18 protein-coding genes are annotated in these 21,120 nt (G+C 39.2%); 14 read left to right on the top strand and 4 right to left on the bottom strand.

Going from position 1 to position 21,120, the window contains the following annotated elements:
* Positions 1–184 precede the first annotated feature (184 nt).
* The 3 genes from ACP6PL_RS05750 to cysE all read right to left on the bottom strand — a co-directional run bounded on the left by ACP6PL_RS05750 (position 185) and on the right by cysE (position 1,412).
* Positions 185–415, bottom strand: a complete 231-nt coding sequence (locus ACP6PL_RS05750) for a DUF2949 domain-containing protein (protein ID WP_426543463.1) — start codon at positions 413–415, stop codon at positions 185–187.
* Positions 416–499: 84 nt separating this feature from the next.
* The gene (locus tag ACP6PL_RS05755) at positions 500–775 is read right to left on the bottom strand and encodes an Asr1405/Asl0597 family protein (protein WP_426543465.1); all 276 of its coding nucleotides are present in this window, start codon (positions 773–775) and stop codon (positions 500–502) included.
* On the bottom strand, positions 768–1,412 hold the full coding sequence (gene cysE / locus ACP6PL_RS05760; protein ID WP_426543497.1) for a serine O-acetyltransferase: 645 nt from the start codon (positions 1,410–1,412) through the stop codon (positions 768–770). The genes ACP6PL_RS05755 and cysE overlap by 8 nt, the downstream gene beginning before the upstream one ends.
* Positions 1,413–3,318: 1,906 nt before the next feature.
* On the opposite strand from cysE, the gene nifB reads away from it, so the two are divergent.
* The 13 genes from nifB to ACP6PL_RS05825 all read left to right on the top strand — a co-directional run bounded on the left by nifB (position 3,319) and on the right by ACP6PL_RS05825 (position 19,647).
* Positions 3,319–4,788: a nitrogenase cofactor biosynthesis protein NifB gene (gene nifB, locus ACP6PL_RS05765; protein ID WP_426543467.1), complete on the top strand. Its 1,470-nt coding sequence runs from the start codon at positions 3,319–3,321 to the stop codon at positions 4,786–4,788.
* A gap of 409 nt (positions 4,789–5,197) precedes the next feature.
* A complete protein-coding gene (gene nifS, locus ACP6PL_RS05770) occupies positions 5,198–6,400 on the top strand; it encodes a cysteine desulfurase NifS (RefSeq protein WP_426543469.1) in 1,203 nt (400 codons plus the stop codon).
* Positions 6,401–6,826: 426 nt separating this feature from the next.
* Positions 6,827–7,702, top strand: a complete 876-nt coding sequence (gene nifU, locus ACP6PL_RS05775) for a Fe-S cluster assembly protein NifU (RefSeq protein WP_426543471.1) — start codon at positions 6,827–6,829, stop codon at positions 7,700–7,702.
* Positions 7,703–8,003: 301 nt separating this feature from the next.
* Positions 8,004–8,891 (top strand): nitrogenase iron protein, encoded by an 888-nt coding sequence (gene nifH / locus ACP6PL_RS05780; RefSeq protein WP_426543473.1) that lies wholly within the window; start codon positions 8,004–8,006, stop codon positions 8,889–8,891.
* 196 nt (positions 8,892–9,087) lie between these two features.
* A complete protein-coding gene (gene nifD / locus ACP6PL_RS05785; RefSeq protein ID WP_426543475.1) occupies positions 9,088–10,542 on the top strand; it encodes a nitrogenase molybdenum-iron protein alpha chain in 1,455 nt (484 codons plus the stop codon).
* A gap of 182 nt (positions 10,543–10,724) precedes the next feature.
* Positions 10,725–12,263: a nitrogenase molybdenum-iron protein subunit beta gene (gene nifK / locus ACP6PL_RS05790; protein ID WP_426543477.1), complete on the top strand. Its 1,539-nt coding sequence runs from the start codon at positions 10,725–10,727 to the stop codon at positions 12,261–12,263.
* 593 nt (positions 12,264–12,856) lie between these two features.
* On the top strand, positions 12,857–15,664 hold the full coding sequence (locus ACP6PL_RS05795; RefSeq protein ID WP_426543479.1) for a bifunctional nitrogenase iron-molybdenum cofactor biosynthesis protein NifEN: 2,808 nt from the start codon (positions 12,857–12,859) through the stop codon (positions 15,662–15,664).
* Between the two features lie 176 nt (positions 15,665–15,840).
* The gene (gene nifX / locus ACP6PL_RS05800) at positions 15,841–16,260 is read left to right on the top strand and encodes a nitrogen fixation protein NifX (protein WP_426543481.1); all 420 of its coding nucleotides are present in this window, start codon (positions 15,841–15,843) and stop codon (positions 16,258–16,260) included.
* A 4-nt stretch (positions 16,261–16,264) separates the two neighbouring features.
* Positions 16,265–16,735 (top strand): NifX-associated nitrogen fixation protein, encoded by a 471-nt coding sequence (locus ACP6PL_RS05805; RefSeq protein ID WP_426543483.1) that lies wholly within the window; start codon positions 16,265–16,267, stop codon positions 16,733–16,735.
* 344 nt (positions 16,736–17,079) lie between these two features.
* Positions 17,080–17,391 (top strand): nitrogenase-stabilizing/protective protein NifW, encoded by a 312-nt coding sequence (nifW, locus tag ACP6PL_RS05810; protein WP_426543485.1) that lies wholly within the window; start codon positions 17,080–17,082, stop codon positions 17,389–17,391.
* A gap of 13 nt (positions 17,392–17,404) precedes the next feature.
* The gene (locus ACP6PL_RS05815; RefSeq protein ID WP_426543487.1) at positions 17,405–18,223 is read left to right on the top strand and encodes a HesA/MoeB/ThiF family protein; all 819 of its coding nucleotides are present in this window, start codon (positions 17,405–17,407) and stop codon (positions 18,221–18,223) included.
* A gap of 314 nt (positions 18,224–18,537) precedes the next feature.
* Positions 18,538–18,888: a HesB/IscA family protein gene (locus ACP6PL_RS05820; protein WP_426543489.1), complete on the top strand. Its 351-nt coding sequence runs from the start codon at positions 18,538–18,540 to the stop codon at positions 18,886–18,888.
* A 441-nt stretch (positions 18,889–19,329) separates the two neighbouring features.
* Positions 19,330–19,647, top strand: coding sequence for a 2Fe-2S iron-sulfur cluster-binding protein (locus ACP6PL_RS05825; RefSeq protein ID WP_426543491.1), 318 nt, complete (start codon positions 19,330–19,332; stop codon positions 19,645–19,647).
* A gap of 102 nt (positions 19,648–19,749) precedes the next feature.
* On the opposite strand, the gene ACP6PL_RS05830 is transcribed toward ACP6PL_RS05825, so the two are convergent.
* On the bottom strand, positions 19,750–19,959 hold the full coding sequence (locus ACP6PL_RS05830; RefSeq protein ID WP_426543493.1) for a TOBE domain-containing protein: 210 nt from the start codon (positions 19,957–19,959) through the stop codon (positions 19,750–19,752).
* 102 nt (positions 19,960–20,061) lie between these two features.
* Between ACP6PL_RS05830 and modA the strand changes: the two genes are divergently transcribed.
* Positions 20,062–20,877, top strand: coding sequence for a molybdate ABC transporter substrate-binding protein (gene modA, locus ACP6PL_RS05835; RefSeq protein ID WP_426543495.1), 816 nt, complete (start codon positions 20,062–20,064; stop codon positions 20,875–20,877).
* The last annotated feature ends 243 nt before the right edge of the window (positions 20,878–21,120 follow it).

Consider the following 21,120-nt stretch of genomic DNA (forward strand, 5'->3'; position numbering starts at 1 on the left):
ATAATTTTGTAGATGCGTTCCCTCGCAAATCAATAGATACAGATCCAGGAACATCATAAACAAGGGACAAATATTTTGATTTCTTGATTAAACTACTTAAACTTAAATTTTAGTATTTGCCTCAATTAAACACTACTTTGCTAATCAGGTAACTTTTATTTAGATAAATTTTATAATTCATCTTTTAACTAATTAATTTATCGTAGCAGAAAGTATTGTTATTATAAGACTCCAACCAATCAAAAATTTGCTGTAGTTGGTGCAGGGAAATCATACCAAACTTCCAGAGAATCATTGGTAGCGGACCACAAGAAGCTTCACTGTGTTTCCGTGCGACAGAAATTGCTGCTGCGGAAAGAGATAATTCTTCCTGCAAAAAATGAATAAATAGAGTGGTTTTGCGATCGCCTTCCATAGTTATTATCCTTAAAAAATTCAACTACAGGTAATAGATATGGAAAGTTCTATATCTATTACCAATGAGTATTGTTCATTAAAATTAATGGTTGTATTTAGGAACTTCCATTTTCCAGCATCTTTCTAACCAGTCTACTAACTCTGTCCGAGGAGCAATAAATTGCTTAACAGTGCTTTGGAGTAGAATAGCATCAGTACAACTCTTTACTTCTACTAATAATTCACCATTGTCAGTACACCAACTATTAATCATTAGCTCTTTTAAGCGATGGTGAACAAACCAACGATCTATTTGAGAAAGATTCACAATTTTAGTCAAATCTTCGGGATGAGGGTGAGAATTATGATTACTACACATTGTTGCTTTTCCTTGTATCGCCCATAAGAGTTTGCAATTGTTTTTCTAGTTGCTCAATTCTGTCAACTAAAGCACGAGTTACGGCAGCTTCAGTATCTGGTAATTTTCCATGTTCTAGAACTCCAGTCCGTTCACCAGATTTCGATACGACTCTACCTGGTATACCAACAACGGTGCAGTCAGAAGGGACATGACGCAATACAATGGAACCAGCACCGATGCGAACATTATCACCAATATTGAGATTCCCTAGTACCTTTGCACCAGCACCAACTACAACGTTTTTGCCAATAGTGGGATGGCGTTTACCAATTTCTTTTCCTGTTCCACCAAGAGTGACACCCTGATAAATTAATGAATAGTCTCCAATAATTGCTGTTTCACCAATAACTACTCCCATACCATGATCGATAAATACTCCCTGTCCAATTTTTGCCCCTGGGTGAATTTCTATTCCTGTGAAAAACCGCCCCAAATGGGAAATTAAACGTGGAATTAAAGGTACTCTCTGACGGTACAATTTATGAGCAAGACGGTGTAGTAATAAAGCATGCAAACCAGGGTAGCAACATAACACTTCAAGCCAGTTGCGTGCTGCTGGATCTCGCTCGAAAATTACTTGAAAATCTGTTAATATTGTATTTAGTTCAGGAAAGGTAAAATATTTGTACCAAAACCTATGACGACGAGATGAAGAAAGCTCTCTATTGGATTCTAATAGTAGATTTTTTTGGAGAACTTCACTATCAGCCTTTGGTTTGACTTGAGACCTCAAGTTACCTTGGCCTTTTGTCAAAGTAGAATTGTTAGTTGTGTTAGGTAAGGTGCAGGTATTGGCAGTCATTTCAGTTATCAGTTATTAGTTAGCTTCCTGTGGAGGAACTGCTTTAACAGTACCTTTAGTAATAGTAATAGGGAGGTTTAAGACCTTATTTCTTGGTCATGGGTCAAAATAAAGGCTTCTGTCTTTGATAAAGACGTTTGCTTTTCAATGTTTATACCAAGTGCCTTGTAAACTACTGATAAATATTTCCTGCTCAGTCTTTATTAAATTTATTAGGTTTGTACTCAAAATATTTAACCCATGAGTAGAAGAGTATTATAGATATGTTTAAAATATATTTTGGGCTATAGGTACTAGTATTTTTTGTAGTGTGTACGAGTATTTACTGAATAATGTACTAGCATTTTTGTACTCAAGGCAAATGCTTGTATTACTGCAAGTTTGAGGATCTTAAGTGGGGTTTTCTCTAAAATTTAAACTTGTACTCAATATTAGTTTAACTCATAACCATAGTCGAAATATTAAAAAAAACGTTAAAAATTATCTACTTAATTCTGAAAAAACTGCTAAGTTAATTACAGAAGCTAAAAATTGGCACTTAAATTTTTCGTAGTATACTGTTTCATCCTAAATCTAAATTTTGCAATAGATGTAGGTTTGGTTGGGGAGTGTTTTTGGCTAAGAGCCGACATGAAACGCTGCGCGACATGGAAAGTGCAGCTTATCCGTAGGATAAGGATAAACCTAACCACTATCTGTCCCTCCTACTCCCCTACTCCCTAATGCACTATTTTAGTTGAAACCGTTCGGTAGGTAGATTAGGGGTTGGAATGTAGAGTTTTTCGCTTAGATGATCAAACAGGATTAAATGCCGTCACCCCGCCTTGATTAGCGAAATGTTTTTGTCGGGCGGCTTACCCATCCCCGTAACAAAAAAACTTCTGGCTTTTGACTTCGTTCGTCCTGGGATATAAGGGTTAAATTAGTAACTTATTAGAAATATTTATCAAATACTAAAGAAAAGTCAAGAAAAATCCACCCTAGTTGCCAAAAACTGATACATTATATACAGTAATAAAAGATTAACCTAAATAAAGAACAATATGAGTACAGTAGATAAGAGAAAAGGGAGGCAGATAATTGGAAGATAGGAGTTCTGCAAATAAGTTATTAATTGAGATTATTCTCAAATATAGTTTGTTCTAATTTTCTGAAATAATAAGATTCAATCTACTTTCTTATCAAGAATAATTATCAAATGCTAAAGAAAAATTAAGAAAAATCTACCCTACTTGCCAAAAACTGATACATTGTATACAGTAATAAAAGATTGACTTAAATAGGGGGTATATGAGTACAGGAGCCTAGAGAAAAAAATATGGTCAAAAAAATAGCGAAATAACCAATATATATAGCTTCCAGCATGAGTACATAGGAGCCTGCACCATCACACCGTAAATACTCGTACCCAACTTAAAAAATACAAGTACCTGTACCCCAATAAAAAATTTTATATATCCCAATCTAATTTGAATTATTAAATTAGAAAAATCTGAGTACAAAATTAATCATAATAATAAATACTAATCGCGGTTTTTGAATGTAGCACTCTAAAACCCACTGATATAAAAACTATAACGCCGGACACCAAATCCACTGACATAACACCGCCAATGTTCAAGTCACTGAGAAAAAGTGTATCGACGCGAGTAATCCGTCACCCACGGCGACAGCTAGTACAATACAAGTGGAAACTTAGATGTTACAGCCAACAGAACTATCTGCCCAACCAACAGTGAACAGCTTCGCAAACACCACGGCGAGCCCAGAAAAAAAATCCGGCGGCTGCGCGTCAAAGGGTTGCGGAAGCACCGAACAGGAACTGGCCCCCAATATCCAAGAGCGGGTTGCTAACCATCCTTGCTATAGTCAAGAAGCGCATCACCACTATGCTAGGATGCACGCTCCAGTTGCACCAGCTTGCAACATTCAATGTAACTATTGTAACCGGAAATACGACTGCGCTAATGAAAGTCGTCCAGGGGTAGTTAGTGAACTACTAACTCCTGAAGAAGCAGCTCACAAAGCTCTAGTAATTGCAGGGAAAATTCCACAAATGACTGTTATGGGTATTGCCGGACCTGGCGACCCATTGGCCAACCCAGAGAAAACATTCCGCACTTTTGAGCTTGTAGCTGAGAAAGCTCCAGATATCAAGCTTTGCTTGTCAACCAATGGTCTAGCTTTACCTGAGTATGTAGATCGGATTAAAGCATTAAATATTGACCACGTTACTTTAACAATTAATATGGTTGACCCTGAAATTGGGGTTAAGATTTATCCTTGGGTTCATTACAAGCGGAAGCGCTATAGAGGAATTGAAGGAGTCAAAATTCTCCATCAAAGGCAAATGGAATCTTTGGACTTGCTCCAAAAAGCTGATATTCTCTGCAAAGTTAACTCAGTGATGATTCCTGGCATTAATGATCAGCACTTAGAAGAAGTTAATAGAGTAGTTCGTTCTAAGGGTGCATTTATCCATAACATTATGCCCCTAATTTCTTCACCAGAACACGGCACTTACTTCGGTTTAAATGGTCAGCGCGGTCCAACTACTGAAGAATTAAAAACATTGCAAGACAAATGTGATGTTGGTGGTATGAAAATGATGCGCCACTGTCGTCAATGCCGTGCAGATGCAGTTGGTCTCTTAGGTGAAGATCGGAGTAAGGAATTCACAAAAGAAGCAATCATGGAGATGACTCCAGAATACGATCTGGAAAAGCGTAAAGAAGTCCATGCTGGCATTGAAGGTTTCCGCAATAAACTAGCAACAGCCAAGGCCGAGACTCAGGTAGAAGAAGCAGTTGCTCAAGCTGGTCCTCCTATATTGCTAGCAGTAGCAAGTAAGGGTAACGGATTAGTTAATCAACACTTTGGTCATGCTAAAGAGTTCATGATCTATGAAGTAGATGGTGTTAACGCCAGGTTTATTGCTCACCGGAAAGTTGACCACTATTGTTTAGGTGGTTATAGTGAAGAAGGAAGTTTGGAGAATATAATCAAGGCAATTTCTGATTGCAAAGCTGTTCTAGTTTCTAAAATTGGTGATGGTCCAAAAGGAAAGTTACTGGACGCAGGAGTAGACGTAGTAGAGAGCTATGATGTAATTGAAACAGTTGCTTTAGATTTCTACAAGGAATTCATCAAACTAATACAACCTGCATAGGTAATGAATTGTACCATAATTAGCAAATGTGTTTCCTGCTATCATTATGTTTCCCAATGCCTCACTGGTGCTATTAGCTGGAAAGAAGTAGGCTATGCAATTAAGTAAATCTTATGCCTGTTAAGCAATAGCATCAGCAGCAGCCAATTATTGGGATGCCTAGTTTGTTACTTATAACAAGTTGGTTTCTCAAATAAATGAAGCCAAGCAAGGAAATTACTGGCTAAAGTGGTTTGAACTCTACTCAAAAAGATTGTCGTAGTAACTTCCAGCTTCAATCTGTAATACATAGCTAGTACAGCTAGCTGGAAGTTAAAAACCAACAGTCAAAAGTCACAAGCTTTCAACATCAGGCTTCTGACTGTTCTTCTTCTTCTCTACAACCATCACCTCAATTTTTTAGTCAGCTATGCAACAAACCATTTATCTAGACAACAATGCTACCACCAAAGTAGATGAGGCAGTGCTGGCGGAAATGCTGCCTTACCTGAGTGAATTTTATGGTAATCCCTCTAGTATGCACACTTTCGGCGGACAAGTTGGTAAGGCTGTGAGGAAGGCGCGATCGCAAGTAGCAGCTTTACTAAACGCTGAAGATACAGAAATTATTTTTACCAGTTCTGGTACTGAGGGTGATAATGCTGCTATTCGAGCTGCTCTTACCGCTCAACCTAATAAACGGCATATTATTACTACTCAAGTAGAACACCCGGCAGTTTTAAATCTGTGTAAACATCTGGAGAAGCAGGGGTATACAGTTACTTATCTGTCAGTAGATGGTCAGGGAATGATAGATTTAACTGAACTGGAAGCTGCTATTACAGGTAATACTGCCCTAGTTTCAGTTATGTACGCCAATAATGAAACAGGCGTGATTTTCCCCATAGAGCAAATTGGGCAAATAGCTAAGGAATATGGTGCGCTGTTCCACGTTGATGCAGTGCAAGCGGTAGGAAAAGTGCCTTTAGATATGAAGAATAGCACTATAGATATGCTAGCTCTATCTGGTCATAAGTTGCACGCTCCTAAAGGTATTGCTGCTTTGTATGTGCGCCGTGGTACTCGGTTCCGTCCGTTATTAATTGGAGGACATCAGGAACGGGGACGCCGTGCAGGGACGGAAAATGTACCTGGTCTGATTGCTCTGGGTAAAGCTTGTGAATTGGCACAAGAGCATTTGGCGCATATTGACAAGGAAAGGGAACTGCGCGATTATTTGGAAAACGGTATTTTGGCTGCTATTCCTGATTGTGCTGTTAATGGTCATCCTATTCAGAGGTTGCCTAATACTACTAATATTGGCTTCAAGTATATTGAGGGAGAAGCAATATTACTGCATTTGAACCATTATGGTATCTGTGCTTCTTCTGGTTCTGCTTGTACTTCTGGGTCTCTGGAACCTTCTCACGTTTTGCGGGCAATGGGATTGCCCTACACAGTTTTACATGGCTCGATTCGTTTTTCTCTATCACGTTATACAACTCGTCGAGAAATTGAGGAAGTGTTGGCAGTGATGCCGACCGTAGCAGAACGTTTGCGTGCTTTATCTCCTTTTAAGAATGACCAAGCTGAGTGGCTGCAAGAGCGTCAGCAGGCAACTGTGTCATCCTAAAATTTATAATAGTTTAAGGATTGCTACACTTTTGTTTACGCTACAAAATGTAGTGAAAATAACAGAAAAGCTCCGTTGATTAAGCAACAATCATTGTAGAGGTTAAAGAGGGGTATACATCACGCTATAAACTCACAAAATTGTAGCAAAGTCAACAAAAAAAATATTTCCTAACCTGGAAGATAAAAATATAATTTCTAGGGGTGGTACATAATTTTTACGCCAATCACTTGAAGTTATGAAATTTGAGGAAAAAAAGGTAAAAAGGGGTTGCTTGATTCTAAAAAATGTGCAATACTAATAATATCAAGTTTAACCCACCTCTTCAAATTAATAATTTATTGCTCTACTAACTGAGTATTAACCTTCAAGAAAAAACAGAATTTTTCATCAGTAAAAACTAGGGTGTTCTAAACAATAAGGGCTATGTGGGAATATACTGAAAAGGTAATGGACTTGTTCTACAACCCCCAAAATCAAGGAACTATTACAGACCAAAAAGAGGGGGAAAAGGTAGTTAGCGGTGAGGTAGGAAGTATAGCGTGTGGAGATGCTTTAAGTCTACACCTCAAAGTAAATGAAGCCTCCGGTGAAATATTAGATGCAAAGTTTCAAACCTTTGGCTGTGCTAGTGCGATAGCTTCATCTTCTGCCCTAACGGCAATGCTCAAAGGCAAAACCATAGACGAAGCCATGAATATTAAAAACCAGGATATCGCGGGATACCTGGGAGGGCTACCAGAAGAAAAAATGCACTGTTCAGTCATGGGCGAGGAAGCATTAGAAGCAGCAATCTTTAAGTATAAAGGTATTGAGGTAGAAGTTCACGAAGAAGACCATGAAGGAGCATTAGTTTGTAGTTGTTTTGCAATTACGGAAAACAAGATTAAGCGAGTTATCCGGGAAAATAATCTCAAAACAGCAGAAGAAGTAACAAACTATGTGAAGGCTGGTGGTGGTTGTGGTTCTTGTCTGGCAGATATTGACGATCTAATCGAATCGGTTTACGAAACGCCAGAACCTACTACACAACAAATCCCTACAACTACTAAACCAGCAACCAAACTAACAAACCTACAAAAAATCACATTAATTCAACAAGTATTGGAACAAGAAGTGAGACCAGTTCTCGCAGAAGATGGAGGAGATGTTGAGTTATTCGATATAGATGGCGATCGCGTCCTAGTAACACTCAAAGGTGCCTGTGGTACTTGCAGTAGTGCAATGGCGACACTTAAAGGAGCGATTGAAGCTACATTGAAAGAACGAGTAAGCGAAAGCATTGTAGTAGAATCGGTATAAAAGCTAAATTGATGCTGACTACAGCGACAAATAACCAATAAAACGGGTGCATTAATGACAACTATATACACGCAGGTTATACCTGCTCAAGCTTTAGGGCGAGCGCCTCCGGGCACTCAATGTTGCTGCTAAATACACACTGTTCTTACATGAACAAAATTATGAATGTGGTGCTGTAAAGCCAAAAGCCCTAGAAAAAAGCAGCCATCAAACACAAACTCTAAGGAAACCCTTACAGCAAAAAAATCACATTCATTCCTAATTTCAAGTCAAACACACTAACAAAACGGAGAAATCTATCATGCGTCAGATTGCATTTTACGGAAAAGGCGGTATCGGTAAGTCCACTACTTCTCAGAACACTCTAGCTGCAATGGCTAACCGTCACGGTCAGAGAATCATGATCGTAGGTTGTGACCCTAAAGCTGACTCTACTCGTTTAGTCTTAAACGCTAAAGCTCAAACTACTGTACTTCACGTTGCTGCAGAGCGCGGTGCAGTTGAAGATGTAGAACTAGACGAAGTATTGAAAGATGGTTTCGCAGGCATTCGTTGCGTTGAGTCTGGTGGTCCTGAGCCTGGAGTTGGTTGTGCAGGTCGTGGTATTATCACTGCTATCAACTTCCTAGAAGAAGAAGGTGCTTATCAAGACTTAGATTTCGTAAGCTATGACGTACTAGGTGACGTTGTTTGCGGTGGATTTGCAATGCCTATCCGTGAAAACAAAGCTCAAGAAATCTACATCGTATGTTCCGGTGAAATGATGGCAATGTACGCTGCTAACAACATCGCTCGTGGTGTTCTTAAGTATGCTCACGCTGGTGGTGTACGTTTAGGTGGTTTAATCTGCAACAGCCGTAAAGTTGACCGTGAAGTTGAGTTAATTGAGAACTTGGCAGAGCGTCTCAATACTCAAATGATTCACTTCGTACCTCGCGATAACGTTGTACAACGCGCTGAAATCCGTCGTATGACTGTTGAGCAATACTCTCCAGAAGATAACCAAGCTCAAGAGTATGATGCATTGGCTCAAAAGATCATCAACAACGACAAACTAACTATTCCTACTCCTCTAGAAATGGATGAATTAGAAGAGTTGTTAATTGAGTTCGGTCTATTAGGAGACGAAGAAGATCGTCAGAAGCAAATTGCAGAACAAGATGCAGCTTTAAAAGCAGGAAAAGCTTAATTAGCTGAAAATCTTCTAGCACAATAGTAGGGGTGTGCTAATCACACCCCATCTCACAACACAAATATTGAGTGGTGAGTCTTGTATTAATCAATTTTGTAGGGGCAGGTTTTGCAGATAATAAAAAAGCACCTGCCTCCACTAATACAAAACTCAAACACTAAAATCTTCCAATATCCAAAAGGAGATATCTAACATGGCATCTGAAAAAATCGAACAGAACAAACAGTTAATTCAAGAGGTATTAGACGCTTATCCTGAGAAAGCTGCTAAGAGACGGAAAAAGCACCTCAATGTTTTAGAAGAAGGATCTGACTGTGGCGTTAAGTCTAATGTTAAATCAGTTCCTGGTGTAATGACAACTCGTGGTTGTGCTTTTGCTGGAGCAAAAGGGGTTGTTTGGGGTCCTGTTAAGGACATGGTTCACATCAGTCACGGTCCAGTTGGTTGCGGTTACTACTCTTGGGCAGGACGTCGTAACTACTATAACGGTGTAACTGGTGTTGATACTTTCGGTACAATGCAATTCACTTCCGATTTCCAAGAAAGAGACATCGTTTTTGGTGGAGACAAAAAACTCGCCAAAATCATGAACGAAATCGAAGATTTATTCCCTCTAAATGCTGGTATCACAATTGAATCTGAATGTCCAGTAGGTCTAATTGGTGATGACATCGAAGCAGTAGCTAAGAAAGCTGCTAAAGAACTCAATAAACCAGTTGTACCAGTACGTTGCGAAGGTTTCCGTGGTGTTTCTCAGTCATTAGGTCACCACATCGCTAACGACACAGTGCGTGACTGGGTATACGAGCCATCTGCAAAGATTACTAACGAAGAAATCGGTTTTGAGACCACTCCTTATGACGTATCCTTAATTGCTGACTACAACATCGGTGGTGACGGTTGGAGTTCTCGTCTATTATTAGATGAAATCGGCTTAAGAGTTGTTAGCCAAGCAACAGGTGACGGTACTTACAACGAAGTATTCATGGCTCCTAGGGTGAACTTAAACCTCATCCACTGCTACCGCTCCATGAACTACATCTGCCGTTACATGGAAGAGGAGTATGGTATACCCTGGACTGAATTCAACTTCTTTGGTCCAACTCAAATTGCTAAATCTCTACGGAAGATTGCTTCTTACTTCGACGATACAATCAAAGAAAACACAGAGAAAGTAATTGCTCGATATCAGGAACAAGCTGATGCAGTAATTGCTAAGTATCGTCCTCGTTTAGAAGGCAAGAAAGTAATGATGATGGTTGGTGGTTTACGTCCACGTCACGTTATTCCTGCTTTTGACGATTTAGGAATGGAAGTTATCGGTACTGGTTATGAGTTCGGTCACGGTGATGACTATAAGCGTACTGCTGAATATGCTCAAGAAGGTACTCTAATCTACGATGACGTTAGTGGCTACGAATTTGAAGAATTTGCTAAGAAATTAAAGCCAGACTTAATTGCTTCTGGTATTAAAGAGAAGTATGTATTCCAGAAGATGGGTATGCCATTCCGTCAAATGCACTCCTGGGATTATTCTGGTCCTTATCACGGTTATGACGGATTCGCTATCTTCGCTCGTGACATGGATCTAGCTCTCAACAGCCCAACTTGGAACTTAATTAAAGCTCCTTGGAAGCAAGCTAGCTAGTAGAAGTCAGAAGTATGGGTTTTGGCTTTTAGGAAATGGGGTAATGCCATCACTACGGCATCCCCAATATACAAACAAAGATTTGACTAGGAATTGGGAGTTTAGAGGTTGTAGTTGAGATTCTTCTTACTTCTTCCTTCTTCCCTCTTCCTTCCGAACAATACCATAGAGGAATAAACACCATGAGTCAGAATGTAGACAAAATCAAAGATCACTTTCAACTCTTCCAAGAACCAGAATACCAAGAAATGTTTGAGCGGAAGAAAGAATTTGAAGGTGGTCCTTCCAAGGAAGAAGTAGACAGAGTTCGTGAGTGGACAAAAACTTGGGAATATCGTGAGAAGAACTTTGCTCGTGAAGCTCTAACTATCAACCCTGCTAAAGCTTGTCAGCCTTTAGGTGCTATCTTTGCAGCAGCAGGTTTTGAAGGCACTCTACCTTTTGTACATGGTTCTCAAGGATGTGTTGCTTACTTCCGTTCTCACTTAACTCGTAACTACAAAGAGCCATTCCAAGCTGTTTCTTCTTCTATGACTGAAGATGCTGCGGTATTCGGTGGTCTCAAGAACATGACTGATGGTTTGGCAAACTCTTATGCTTTGTACAAGCCAAAAATGATTGCTCTCTGCACAACTTGCATGGCAGAGGTAATTGGAGATGACTTAGGTTCATTCATCACTACCTCCAAGCAGCAAGGTTCAGTTCCTGAAGATTTCCCAGTTCCTTTCGCTCATACTCCTAGCTTTGTTGGTTCTCACATCACAGGCTATGACAATATGCTCAAGGGTATTTTGGTAGCTCTGACTGAAGGTAAGAAAGCAGAAACAGATAACGGTAAAATCAACTTTATCCCTGGTTTCGACCCTTATGTTGGCAACATCCGGGAATTGAAGAGTATTCTATCTTTGATGGATGTTCCTAACACTGTTTTAGCAGACAACGCTGAGAGCTTTGATTCTCCTAACTTGGGCGAATTCAAGATGTACAACGGTGGTACAACTCTGGAAGAAGGTGCTGATTCCATCAATGCTAAGGCTACTATCTCCTTCCAGAAATATTCCACTCCTAAGACTCTAGAGTACCTAGTAGAAAAAGGTGGTCAAACAACAGCTACTTATCGTCCTATCGGTATCCGTGGTACTGATGAGTTCTTAATGGGATTGTCTGAATTGACTGGAAAAGCTATTCCTGAAGAGCTAGAAATTGAGCGTGGTCGTGCAGTTGACGCTATCACTGACTCTCAAGCTTGGTTACACGGTAAGCGCGTTGCAATTTATGGCGATCCTGACCATGTATTAGGTTTGGTAAACTTCGTTCTAGAATTGGGTATGCAGCCAATTCACGTTCTTGTTAACAACGGTAATGTTAATGGTTTTGAAGAAGAAGCTAAGGCATTGTTAGCTAACGATCCTAACGGTCAAGATGCTACTGTTTGGGTTGGTAAGGATTTATGGCACATGCGCTCACTGTTGGATACTGAGCCAGTTGACTTGTTAATTGGTAACTCCTATGGTAAGTTCCTCCAACGTGATACTGGTACTCCATTAGTACGTATCGGCTATCCTATCTTTGATCGTCACCACCAACACCGTTATTCTATCTTAGGATATAAGGGAGCATTCAATCTACTCAACTGGATTGTTAATACTATCCTTGATGAGTTAGATCGTGGTAGCATGGAGCTAGGTGTTAACGATACATCTTTTGACTTGATTCGTTAAGCGATCGCCACAAAAAGAGTAGGGGCTTGGGTATCAAGCCCCTATTTTAGTATAATTAAAGCTCGTAGTAGGGCTTTAGCCCGAATTATAGATAGGGCTAAAGTCCTAAAACAAAAAATTTTTATTATTATCCGGACATCATATTAGTCAGTTCAGTAGTGTCGTGTCAAGCTTGAAAATGTGGATTAAAAAACCTAACCCCCCAACCCCCTTCCCTACAAGGGAAGGGGGGGAATTTCTCCCCTCTCAAAAGCAGGAGAGGGGCTGGGGGAGAGGTCTTCAAGGTTACTCGCTCCTAACCCACCATTTTAGTCTTGACACGCCAGTAGTGGATTGTTTCACCTAAAATAGTGCATTAGCTTTTTTCATAATCACCCCATCCCCCCATCGCCCCATCACCCCATCCCTCCATTTTCTAACGCAACATTTAAGATGAAACAATACACTACTGAACTTACGGGAAGCAAGCTACGTTCCTCAACCCAACCTACAAAATGATAACCTCTATACAAAACCAATAATAAAAATTTGTCATTCTTAAGATTAGATACTCCATACCCGCCCCATAGTAGTTAATAAAGAGAATTAATAACATGGCTATGATGACCCCAGGCAAAGTTGCCGAACTATTGAATGAGCCTGGTTGCGAACACAACCATAAGAAAAATAACGGAGAAAAAAAACAGAAAGGCTGTAACCAACAAGCGTCACCTGGAGCAGCTCAAGGAGGTTGCGCTTTCGACGGAGCTAGTATCGCCCTAGTACCCATCACAGATGCAGCTCACCTGGTTCACGGGCCTTTAGGTTGTTCTGGTAACTCCTGGGGAACTCGTGGTAGTCTTTCCTCTAACTCCCATCTCTACAAAATGGGTTTTACCACCGACATGGGTGAAAATGACATTATCATGGGCGGTGAGAAAAAATTATTGAAGGCGATCGCTGAACTGAAAAAACGCTACCAACCTCCAGCAGTATTTGTCTACGCTACCTGTGTTACTTCCTTAATTGGAGATGATCTAGAAACAGTTTGTAAAGTCGCCAGCAAAAAATTAGAACTTCCGGTAATTCCTGTAAACTCTCCTGGTTTCATCGGTAGTAAAAATCTCGGCAACCGGGTTAGTGCAGAAGCATTATTAGACCATGTAGTAGGTACAGCAGAACCAGAATTTACTACACCTTACGATATTAATCTCATCGGTGAATACAATATCGCTGGGGAAATGTGGGCTATGTTACCCCTGTTTGAAAAACTCGGCATTCGGGTATTGTCAAAAATTACAGGAGATGCTACCTACGAAGAAGTTTGTTATGCTCACCGTGCCAAACTCAACGTTATGATCTGCTCTAAAGCTATGATCAACATGGCACGGAAAATGGAGGAAGAATACGGTATTCCTTACATTGAAGAATCATTTTATGGTGTTGCTGATATTAACAACTGTCTCAGAAATATAGCAGCTCAACTTGGTTATGATGACTTGAAAGAGCGGACAGAAAAGCTTATTGCGGAAGAAACAACTATTCTCCAAGAAATATTAGAACCCTATCGCCAACGTCTCAAAGGTAAAAGAGTTGTACTCTACACAGGCGGGGTAAAAAGTTGGTCTATTATTTCCGCAGCTAAAGATTTAGGTATGGATGTGGTTGCTACTAGCACCAAGAAAAGTACGGAAGAAGATAAAGCTAAAATCAAACAATTACTTGGTAAAGATGGTATTTTGTTAGAAAAAGGTAATGCTGAAATTCTGCTGAAAGTAATTGCCGACACTAAAGCTGATATGCTCATTGCAGGAGGCCGTAACCAATATACCGCCCTCAAAGCCAGAATTCCATTTTTGCACATTAACCAAGAACGCCACCATCCCTACGCTGGATATCATGGGATGATTGAAATGGCAAAAGAATTAGATGAAGCTCTCCATAGTCCAGTTTGGGAACAAGTACGACAACCCGCACCTTGGTTAGAGGAATGTCAGTTAGAGGATGTCTCAGCAATTGAAACTTTACCAAGTCTGACTAATATTCCACCCGCAACAGTTAACGTTCATAAAAACCCCTTATCCACAAATCCTCTGAAACTCAGTCAACCCTTGGGTGCAGCTTTAGCATACTTAGGAATTAAGGGGATGATGCCAATGTTCCACGGTACTCAAGGTTGTACTGCTTTTGCTAAGGTATTATTGGTAAATCACTTCCAAGAAGCTATTCCCCTGTCTACGACTGCCATGAGTGAAGTGACAACTATTTTGGGAGGGGAAGATAACGTCGATAAAGCATTGCTGACTCAAGTTGAAAAGTCAAAACCAGAAGTTATTGGTTTGTTGACTACTGGTTTAACAGAAACCAGGGGCGATGACATGGAACGTATTCTCAAGAAATTTAGAGAAGATAATCCAGAGTTAGATGAGTTGCCCATATTAAATGTTTCTACTCCAGATTATAAGGGTTCTGCTCAGGACGGTTTTGCTGCTACAGTAGAACGTATAGTAGCTTATGATTATGGCGAACCTATTCCCAGGGAAACTAAAAAACCTTTCATTACAATTTTAGCAGGTTCTAGTCTTGCTCCTGGAGACGTGCAGGAAGTCAAAGATATTGTGGAAGGTTTTGGCTTAATTCCCATAGTTGTACCAGATATATCTCAGTCTTTGGACGGACATTTAGTTGATGATATTTATAGTGCTACCAGTACTGGCGGTACTACAATAGAGGAGTTGCGTAATTTGAGTCAGTCAGCTTTCACCTTTGTTATTGGGGAAAGTCTACGGAACGCTGCTCAGATACTGCAAGAAAAATTTGGTACTCAATATCAAGTGTTTCCTCGGTTGACAGGTTTAGGTGCTGTAGACAGTTTCATGTTAAAATTGTCTCAGCTAGTTGTGTCTCGTACCGATCCTCATCTTGACAGAGGTTGTGAAGTGCCTCAGAAGTATCAACGCCAACGTCGTCAGTTACAGGATGCGATGTTGGATACCCACTTCTATTTTGGTCATAAGCAAATATCTATTGCTCTGGAGCCAGATTTACTTTGGGCAACAAGTTGGTTTTTGCGAGAAATGGGAGCAGATATTAAAGCTGCCGTAACAACTACGCGATCGCCATTACTCGAAAAATTGCCCACAGAAAATGTGACTGTTGGAGACTTGGGAGACTTTGAGGAAGTAGCAGCAGGTTCAGATTTACTAATTACCAATTCTCATGGTAAGCTAATATCTGAGAAGTTAGGTATTGCTCTCTATCGGATGGGAATGCCAATTCACGATCGCCTCGGTAATGGTCAACGTTGTTATGTAGGTTATCGTGGTACAATGAATTTATTATTTGATATTGGTAATATTTTCTTAGAGCAAGAAGAATCAAAAATTCACAGTAATGATTATTCATTATTGTCGCTACGTTAGAAACAAGAAACCAGGTTTATTAGATTAGGCTCGTAGTAGGGCTTTAGCCCAAAAGGTCAAGATTTGAGGGCTAAAGCTCTACTACAAACTTTACCGCTTCAAAACAAGCTTGTTATCAAGAACTAATGGCAGTTTGCTATTAGTTTTTGGTACATACAACAAGGAGGAAAACAACAATGAAAGTTGCATTTGCAACCACTGATTTGGTTCATATAGATGGTCATTTTGGTTCTTCTAAACAAATGGCTTTATATGAAGTTGATGATAAAGGGTATCAACCTTTAGAACCCTTGACTTTTGGCGGTAATCTAGATCAAGATGCCCCCAAACAAGATAAACTAGAAAAACTTCATGCCAAAGTCGCCGCTTTGCTCGACTGCACAATAGTTTATGTACTAGAAATTGGCGGTCCCGCAGCAGGTCGTTTAATCAACAAAAAAGTTACTCCCATGAAGTCAACTTCAGCAGAACAAACAATTACTGAAGTGCTTGATAGATTGGTACAAACATTAAAAGGCAGTCCTCCACCTTGGTTAAGGAAAGCTTTACAAAAAACTTCTGAATCTGACTTAGAAGCTGTACTTGAAGAGGTATAAAACTATGACAGTTCAAACAGAAACAACAACAACAACTGACATTTATTCCGCTCCCTTTATTAAGGAATTAATTAGAGCGGTTCAAGCCCAAGACTCCTATGGAGTATATAAGTCTTGGTCTCCTGAATTAATTATCAAGCCTTACATTGTTAGTAAGCAAGAAAAACGCCAAATTTCTACTGAGAATGAAGTCGATCCGATGACTTTAGCTCGGATTAAGTTATTCTACAATGCAATAGCGACTTGCATTGAATTAGAAACTAATCAAATCATGCAGGTAGTTATTAGTATCAACCACGAAGGATTTGGTTGGGCATTAGTATTTTGCGGTCGTCTTTTAGTGGTTTCTAGAACTTTACGGGATGCTCAACGTTTTGGGTTTACTTCTCTGGAAAAATTAGAAGATGAAGGAGAAAAAATGGCTAAAGCTGGCATTGAGTTGGTGAACAAATATAAGGAAGTTTGTAAACTTTAACTTAATAGCATTCAGTAACAAGAAACCAGGTTTATTCCCCTGATATTGTTGTTGAAATCACGAAATTTCCTCCATCGACTCGGTTTCTCTGTAGGAGTTACAAACCCAAACAAGAAACCGGGTTTATGGGAGGTAAATTTTAGATGGTAGGGCATTTAATACAAACCCGGTTTCTATACTTTTTTATTATTGCTGATGGCTGACAGCTAATAACTGAATGCCTAAGCTAATCTTTTTTTAAGAAAAATCTTAAAAAAAATTAAAATAGATGATAAAGATTTTGATTTGTGTCTATAATCAAATAATAGAAATAGCCACTACTAAATAATACTGGGGTTCATCAAATGAAAACATTAACAGACTTCCAAAAACTCGTCGATGCCGAAGATTTTCTCAGCTTCTTTGAAATTCCCTTCGACCAAACAACTGTAAATGTAAATCGCCTCCATATATTAAAAATGTTTTCTGTAGCAATTGCAGAAGTTGACGAAAAAAAAGAACTGGCTGAAGCAGAAAAAATAACTGCATATAAAACAGCATTAGAATCAGCTTATCAAACTTTCTTGACATCTAACGCTCAAGAACAAAAAGTATTTCCAGTATTCCAACAAGAACATAACGATGTAGTTAAATTAACAGAAATCAGTGCTGAGTAAGGAGTAAAAAATTGTGTCCGACCTCACACCCAAAGAATTAGAACGTTATAGTCGTCAAATGATGCTTCCAGGCTTTGGTGAGGAAGCACAACAACAACTCAAATCAACAACAGCATTAGTCACGGGAGTCGGTGGGTTAGGTGGCACAGCAGCACTGTATTTAGCAGTAGCAGGTGTCGGGAAACTAATTTTAGTCCGAGGTGGCGAACTGCGACTTGATGACATGAATCGTCAAATCTTGATGACAGATGATTGGGTTGGTAAAGTCCGAGTAGACAAAGCCAAGGAAACTCTATCTGCCATTAACCCAGACATTAAGATTGAAGCAGTTCCCGAATATGTGACGGCTGAAAATGTAGACGCATTAGTACAGTCCTCTGATATTGCCCTCGACTGTGCCCACAACTTTGACGAACGGAATTTACTCAATGCTGCCTGTGTACGTTGGCGCAAACCAATGGTGGAAGCTGCCATGAATAGTATGGAAGCTTACTTAACCACCATAGTTCCTGGTATAACTCCCTGTTTGTCTTGTCTGTTCCCAGAAAAACCAAATTGGGATAGACGTGGGTTCGGAGTATTGGGGATAGTTTCTGGCACTCTAGCTTGTCTAGCAGCTTCAGAAGCCATCAAACAGATTACAAGATTTAGTAAACCTCTGTGGTCACAACTGTTGACAATGGATTTGGATGGGATGGAGTTTGCTAAACGTCGCCCCTACCATGACCCCAACTGTCAGGTTTGTGGTTCTCTCAGTAGAGAGTTAAAAGCTGAGTCCACAGGTATTGGTAACAATTTAACCACAGAAGTTATCACAGCGAACAGTTTGTAGCTAGAGCTTTGGTTTAATTTATAAATATAGGAATTGGTAGAAACGGCAAGTTTAAAAATCTTTTAGGATATGCGATCGTGAAAACGATCTGCAGTGAGATCGGGCTAACACTAAGACTAGAATTTTTAAAAGTCAGGGTGCATTTTTCTAATCAATACAATCTAATCTGTTTTAGTGTTAGCCTGATTTATCTATTGCCTCTCAAACTACCACTTTTCCTTAGACCACTAAATCACTAAACCAGACAAGAGGCGGATGTCGTCTATCTGGATAATTATTTTATCGGCAAGTATAAATTACTTTCCCTCAAGATTATGACTCTGAGTTTGACAGAAAAAGCTGCTTCTCAACTTACAAAGTTCGTGGAAGACTCAAATCAAGGCATCCGCATCTCTGTTGTGGATGGAGGTTGCAGTGGTTATCAATATTCCTTAAATATTGCTAAAGCTCCCAAGGCAGATGACTTACTACTAGAAAAAGATAACTTACAAATATTTATCGATCCTAAAAGTGCGCCTTTGCTAGACGGAGTTGTAGTTGACTACATCGAAGGTTTAACAGAAAGCGGGTTAAAGTTTATTAATCCTAACGCCACAGAAACTTGTAGTTGCGGCAAGTCTTTTCAAGCAGGAGGTTGCACTCCAACAGGAGTACCTTGTAGCTAATTGCTCGCATCAATATCCCTGGCAATTTACGGCAATAAAAGCTAAAAAAATCGGGGATAGTTTGAAATTTTTAGAACTGTAGTTGATAATAGGTGTCGGAAGCGATAAATATTGATCGCGACCTCAAATAGCCTAAAAAAGTCTGTGGGCTATCAGGAGAAGTAAATCAATAAACTAGGGTGGGCTGCACCCAAATATACGCTTGTGAACTGGCAAGAGCCGACTCTCCAGGTTAAAGCAAGAAGCAAACATCAAGACAGGAATTACGAGGTATTACCTAGTTTTGCCGGGATTGTGTAAGTTTTGTACAGCAGTACCTTGCAGTTAATATAGCTTTCAGCACTCCGCATTTAGCATAAAGACTATAGCTAATAGCTGATAGCTTGTTAACACAGTTTCGAGATTAAGAACAACTAAACAAAAGGAGGATCTAATTAACCAATGGCTACTTACAAAGTACAACTAATCAAAGGTAAGAAAAAGCAACCCCCAGAAATTGATGTCACCATCGAAGTTGATGATGATACATATATACTTGATGCAGTAGAAGAAGCTCATCCAGACTTAGAATTCCCTTCTTCTTGTCGTGCAGGTTCTTGTTCTAGTTGTGCTGCAAGAATAACCGAAGGAGAAGTAGATCAAGAAGATCAAAACTTCTTAGACGATGAGCAAGTAGAAAAAGGGTGGGCGCTATTGTGTGTAGCCAAGCCAAAGTCTGATTGTGTTATCAAAACTCACCAAGAAGCTTATTTAGTGTAATAAGTACGACTTGTAAATAATTATTATCGTAGGGACGTTCCATGGAACGTCCCTATTAAGTTTTTGGCTTATAAAATCTTTGGTTGCATTTTCTTAGTAATATTAATCAACTGCCACTATAATATCAGATGCTTTAATTACTGCATAAGCTTCCTTACCTTCGGCTAATCCCAAGTTTTCTGCTGAAGTTTTAGTAATTACAGAAACTATCTCTACTCCAGGAGCAATTTCTAACGTGATCTCAGTATCTACAGCTCCAGTTACTACCTTTTTAATAGTACCTTTAAAAGTATTACGAGCGCTAATCTTCATTTTTAAGCTCCGAATATGAAATTGTTTACTTGTGAAATTTTAACAAAAACAATTCTACAATATTAATAAGTTTGAGAAAAATTAAACATTGGAGTAATAGATATGAAAAAAAGAGCGATCGCCACCTGGAAATTTATAGTCATACTTACTTGTTTATCAATAATTAGCTGCAGCCCAAATACCAATAATTCATCTTCTCAGTCTACTGCTTCCAGAATAAATTTAACAGTTTCAGCAGCAGCTAGTCTCAAAGATGTAATGACAGAAATTAAACCTATTTATGAACAAGAAAAAACCAATGTTTCTTTAACATTAAATTTAGCTTCCTCCGGTTCTCTACGACAACAAATTGAACAAGGTGCGCCAGTAGATTTATTTATCTCTGCATCTCCTTCCCATATTAATATGTTGCAAGAAAAAGGTATCATTATAGATGAAAGCCCTCGCAACTTACTGAAAAATCAAATGGTATTAATAGTTCCTCAAGAAAATACTGCTTCAGTTAACACTTTTCAAGATTTAACAAAAGACCCTATTAGCAAAATATCTATTGGGGAACCAAAAAGCGTTCCTGCGGGAAGATATGGTAAAGAAGTTTTAACTTCTCTCGGTATTTATGAAGCAGTAGAACCAAAAATAGTTTTTGCAAAAAATGTGCGTCAAATAGTAAATTATGTAGCAACAGGAAATATTGATGCTGGCATTGTTTATCGAACAGATACTAATGCTTCAGAGGAAGTAAAAATTGTTGCTAATGCACCGGAAAAATCTCATACACCAGTAGTTTATCCCATTGCAATAATTAAAGATAGTAAAAATATTGAAGCAGCTAAACAACTAGAAGAATTTATGTTTACTCCAGAGGTAAAAGCTGTATTTGAAAAATATGGTTTTATTACACTAGAAAAGAGGGATTAGGGAGTAGGGAATAAGGAGCGGGGAGTAGTGGGAAATAATTGATGATTTTTGTGGGATAATTGATTTAATTTTTTATTATTCGAGAGGTTTACTATGCAACGATTATTAATTGGGTTAAACAAGTAGGAAAACTTTTATTAAATCCGAATAATTAGTCGCCGTAAGACAATGTTTATTGATTGAAGTTATACTAATATCATGTCCGGATAATCAGTGATAAAAAAGTTTTTGTTTGTAGTAGGG

It is taken from the genome of Dapis purpurea BLCC-M126, from assembly GCF_050015975.1.
Taxonomy (GTDB): Bacteria; Cyanobacteriota; Cyanobacteriia; order Cyanobacteriales; family Microcoleaceae; genus Trichodesmium.

What these genes read in the sequence shown, in the direction of transcription:
- modA (WP_426543495.1), top strand. Translation starts at nt 20,062, where the DNA reads ATGAAAAAAAGAGCGATCGCCACCTGGAAATTTATAGTCATACTTACT.
- nifX (WP_426543481.1), top strand. Translation starts at nt 15,841, where the DNA reads ATGAAAGTTGCATTTGCAACCACTGATTTGGTTCATATAGATGGTCAT.
- ACP6PL_RS05820 (WP_426543489.1), top strand. Translation starts at nt 18,538, where the DNA reads ATGACTCTGAGTTTGACAGAAAAAGCTGCTTCTCAACTTACAAAGTTC.
- ACP6PL_RS05825 (WP_426543491.1), top strand. Translation starts at nt 19,330, where the DNA reads ATGGCTACTTACAAAGTACAACTAATCAAAGGTAAGAAAAAGCAACCC.
- ACP6PL_RS05755 (WP_426543465.1), bottom strand. Translation starts at nt 775, where the DNA reads ATGTGTAGTAATCATAATTCTCACCCTCATCCCGAAGATTTGACTAAA.
- nifS (WP_426543469.1), top strand. Translation starts at nt 5,198, where the DNA reads ATGCAACAAACCATTTATCTAGACAACAATGCTACCACCAAAGTAGAT.
- ACP6PL_RS05795 (WP_426543479.1), top strand. Translation starts at nt 12,857, where the DNA reads ATGGCTATGATGACCCCAGGCAAAGTTGCCGAACTATTGAATGAGCCT.
- nifK (WP_426543477.1), top strand. Translation starts at nt 10,725, where the DNA reads ATGAGTCAGAATGTAGACAAAATCAAAGATCACTTTCAACTCTTCCAA.
- nifH (WP_426543473.1), top strand. Translation starts at nt 8,004, where the DNA reads ATGCGTCAGATTGCATTTTACGGAAAAGGCGGTATCGGTAAGTCCACT.
- ACP6PL_RS05750 (WP_426543463.1), bottom strand. Translation starts at nt 415, where the DNA reads ATGGAAGGCGATCGCAAAACCACTCTATTTATTCATTTTTTGCAGGAA.
- nifD (WP_426543475.1), top strand. Translation starts at nt 9,088, where the DNA reads ATGGCATCTGAAAAAATCGAACAGAACAAACAGTTAATTCAAGAGGTA.
- nifU (WP_426543471.1), top strand. Translation starts at nt 6,827, where the DNA reads ATGTGGGAATATACTGAAAAGGTAATGGACTTGTTCTACAACCCCCAA.
- nifB (WP_426543467.1), top strand. Translation starts at nt 3,319, where the DNA reads ATGTTACAGCCAACAGAACTATCTGCCCAACCAACAGTGAACAGCTTC.
- ACP6PL_RS05805 (WP_426543483.1), top strand. Translation starts at nt 16,265, where the DNA reads ATGACAGTTCAAACAGAAACAACAACAACAACTGACATTTATTCCGCT.
- ACP6PL_RS05830 (WP_426543493.1), bottom strand. Translation starts at nt 19,959, where the DNA reads ATGAAGATTAGCGCTCGTAATACTTTTAAAGGTACTATTAAAAAGGTA.
- nifW (WP_426543485.1), top strand. Translation starts at nt 17,080, where the DNA reads ATGAAAACATTAACAGACTTCCAAAAACTCGTCGATGCCGAAGATTTT.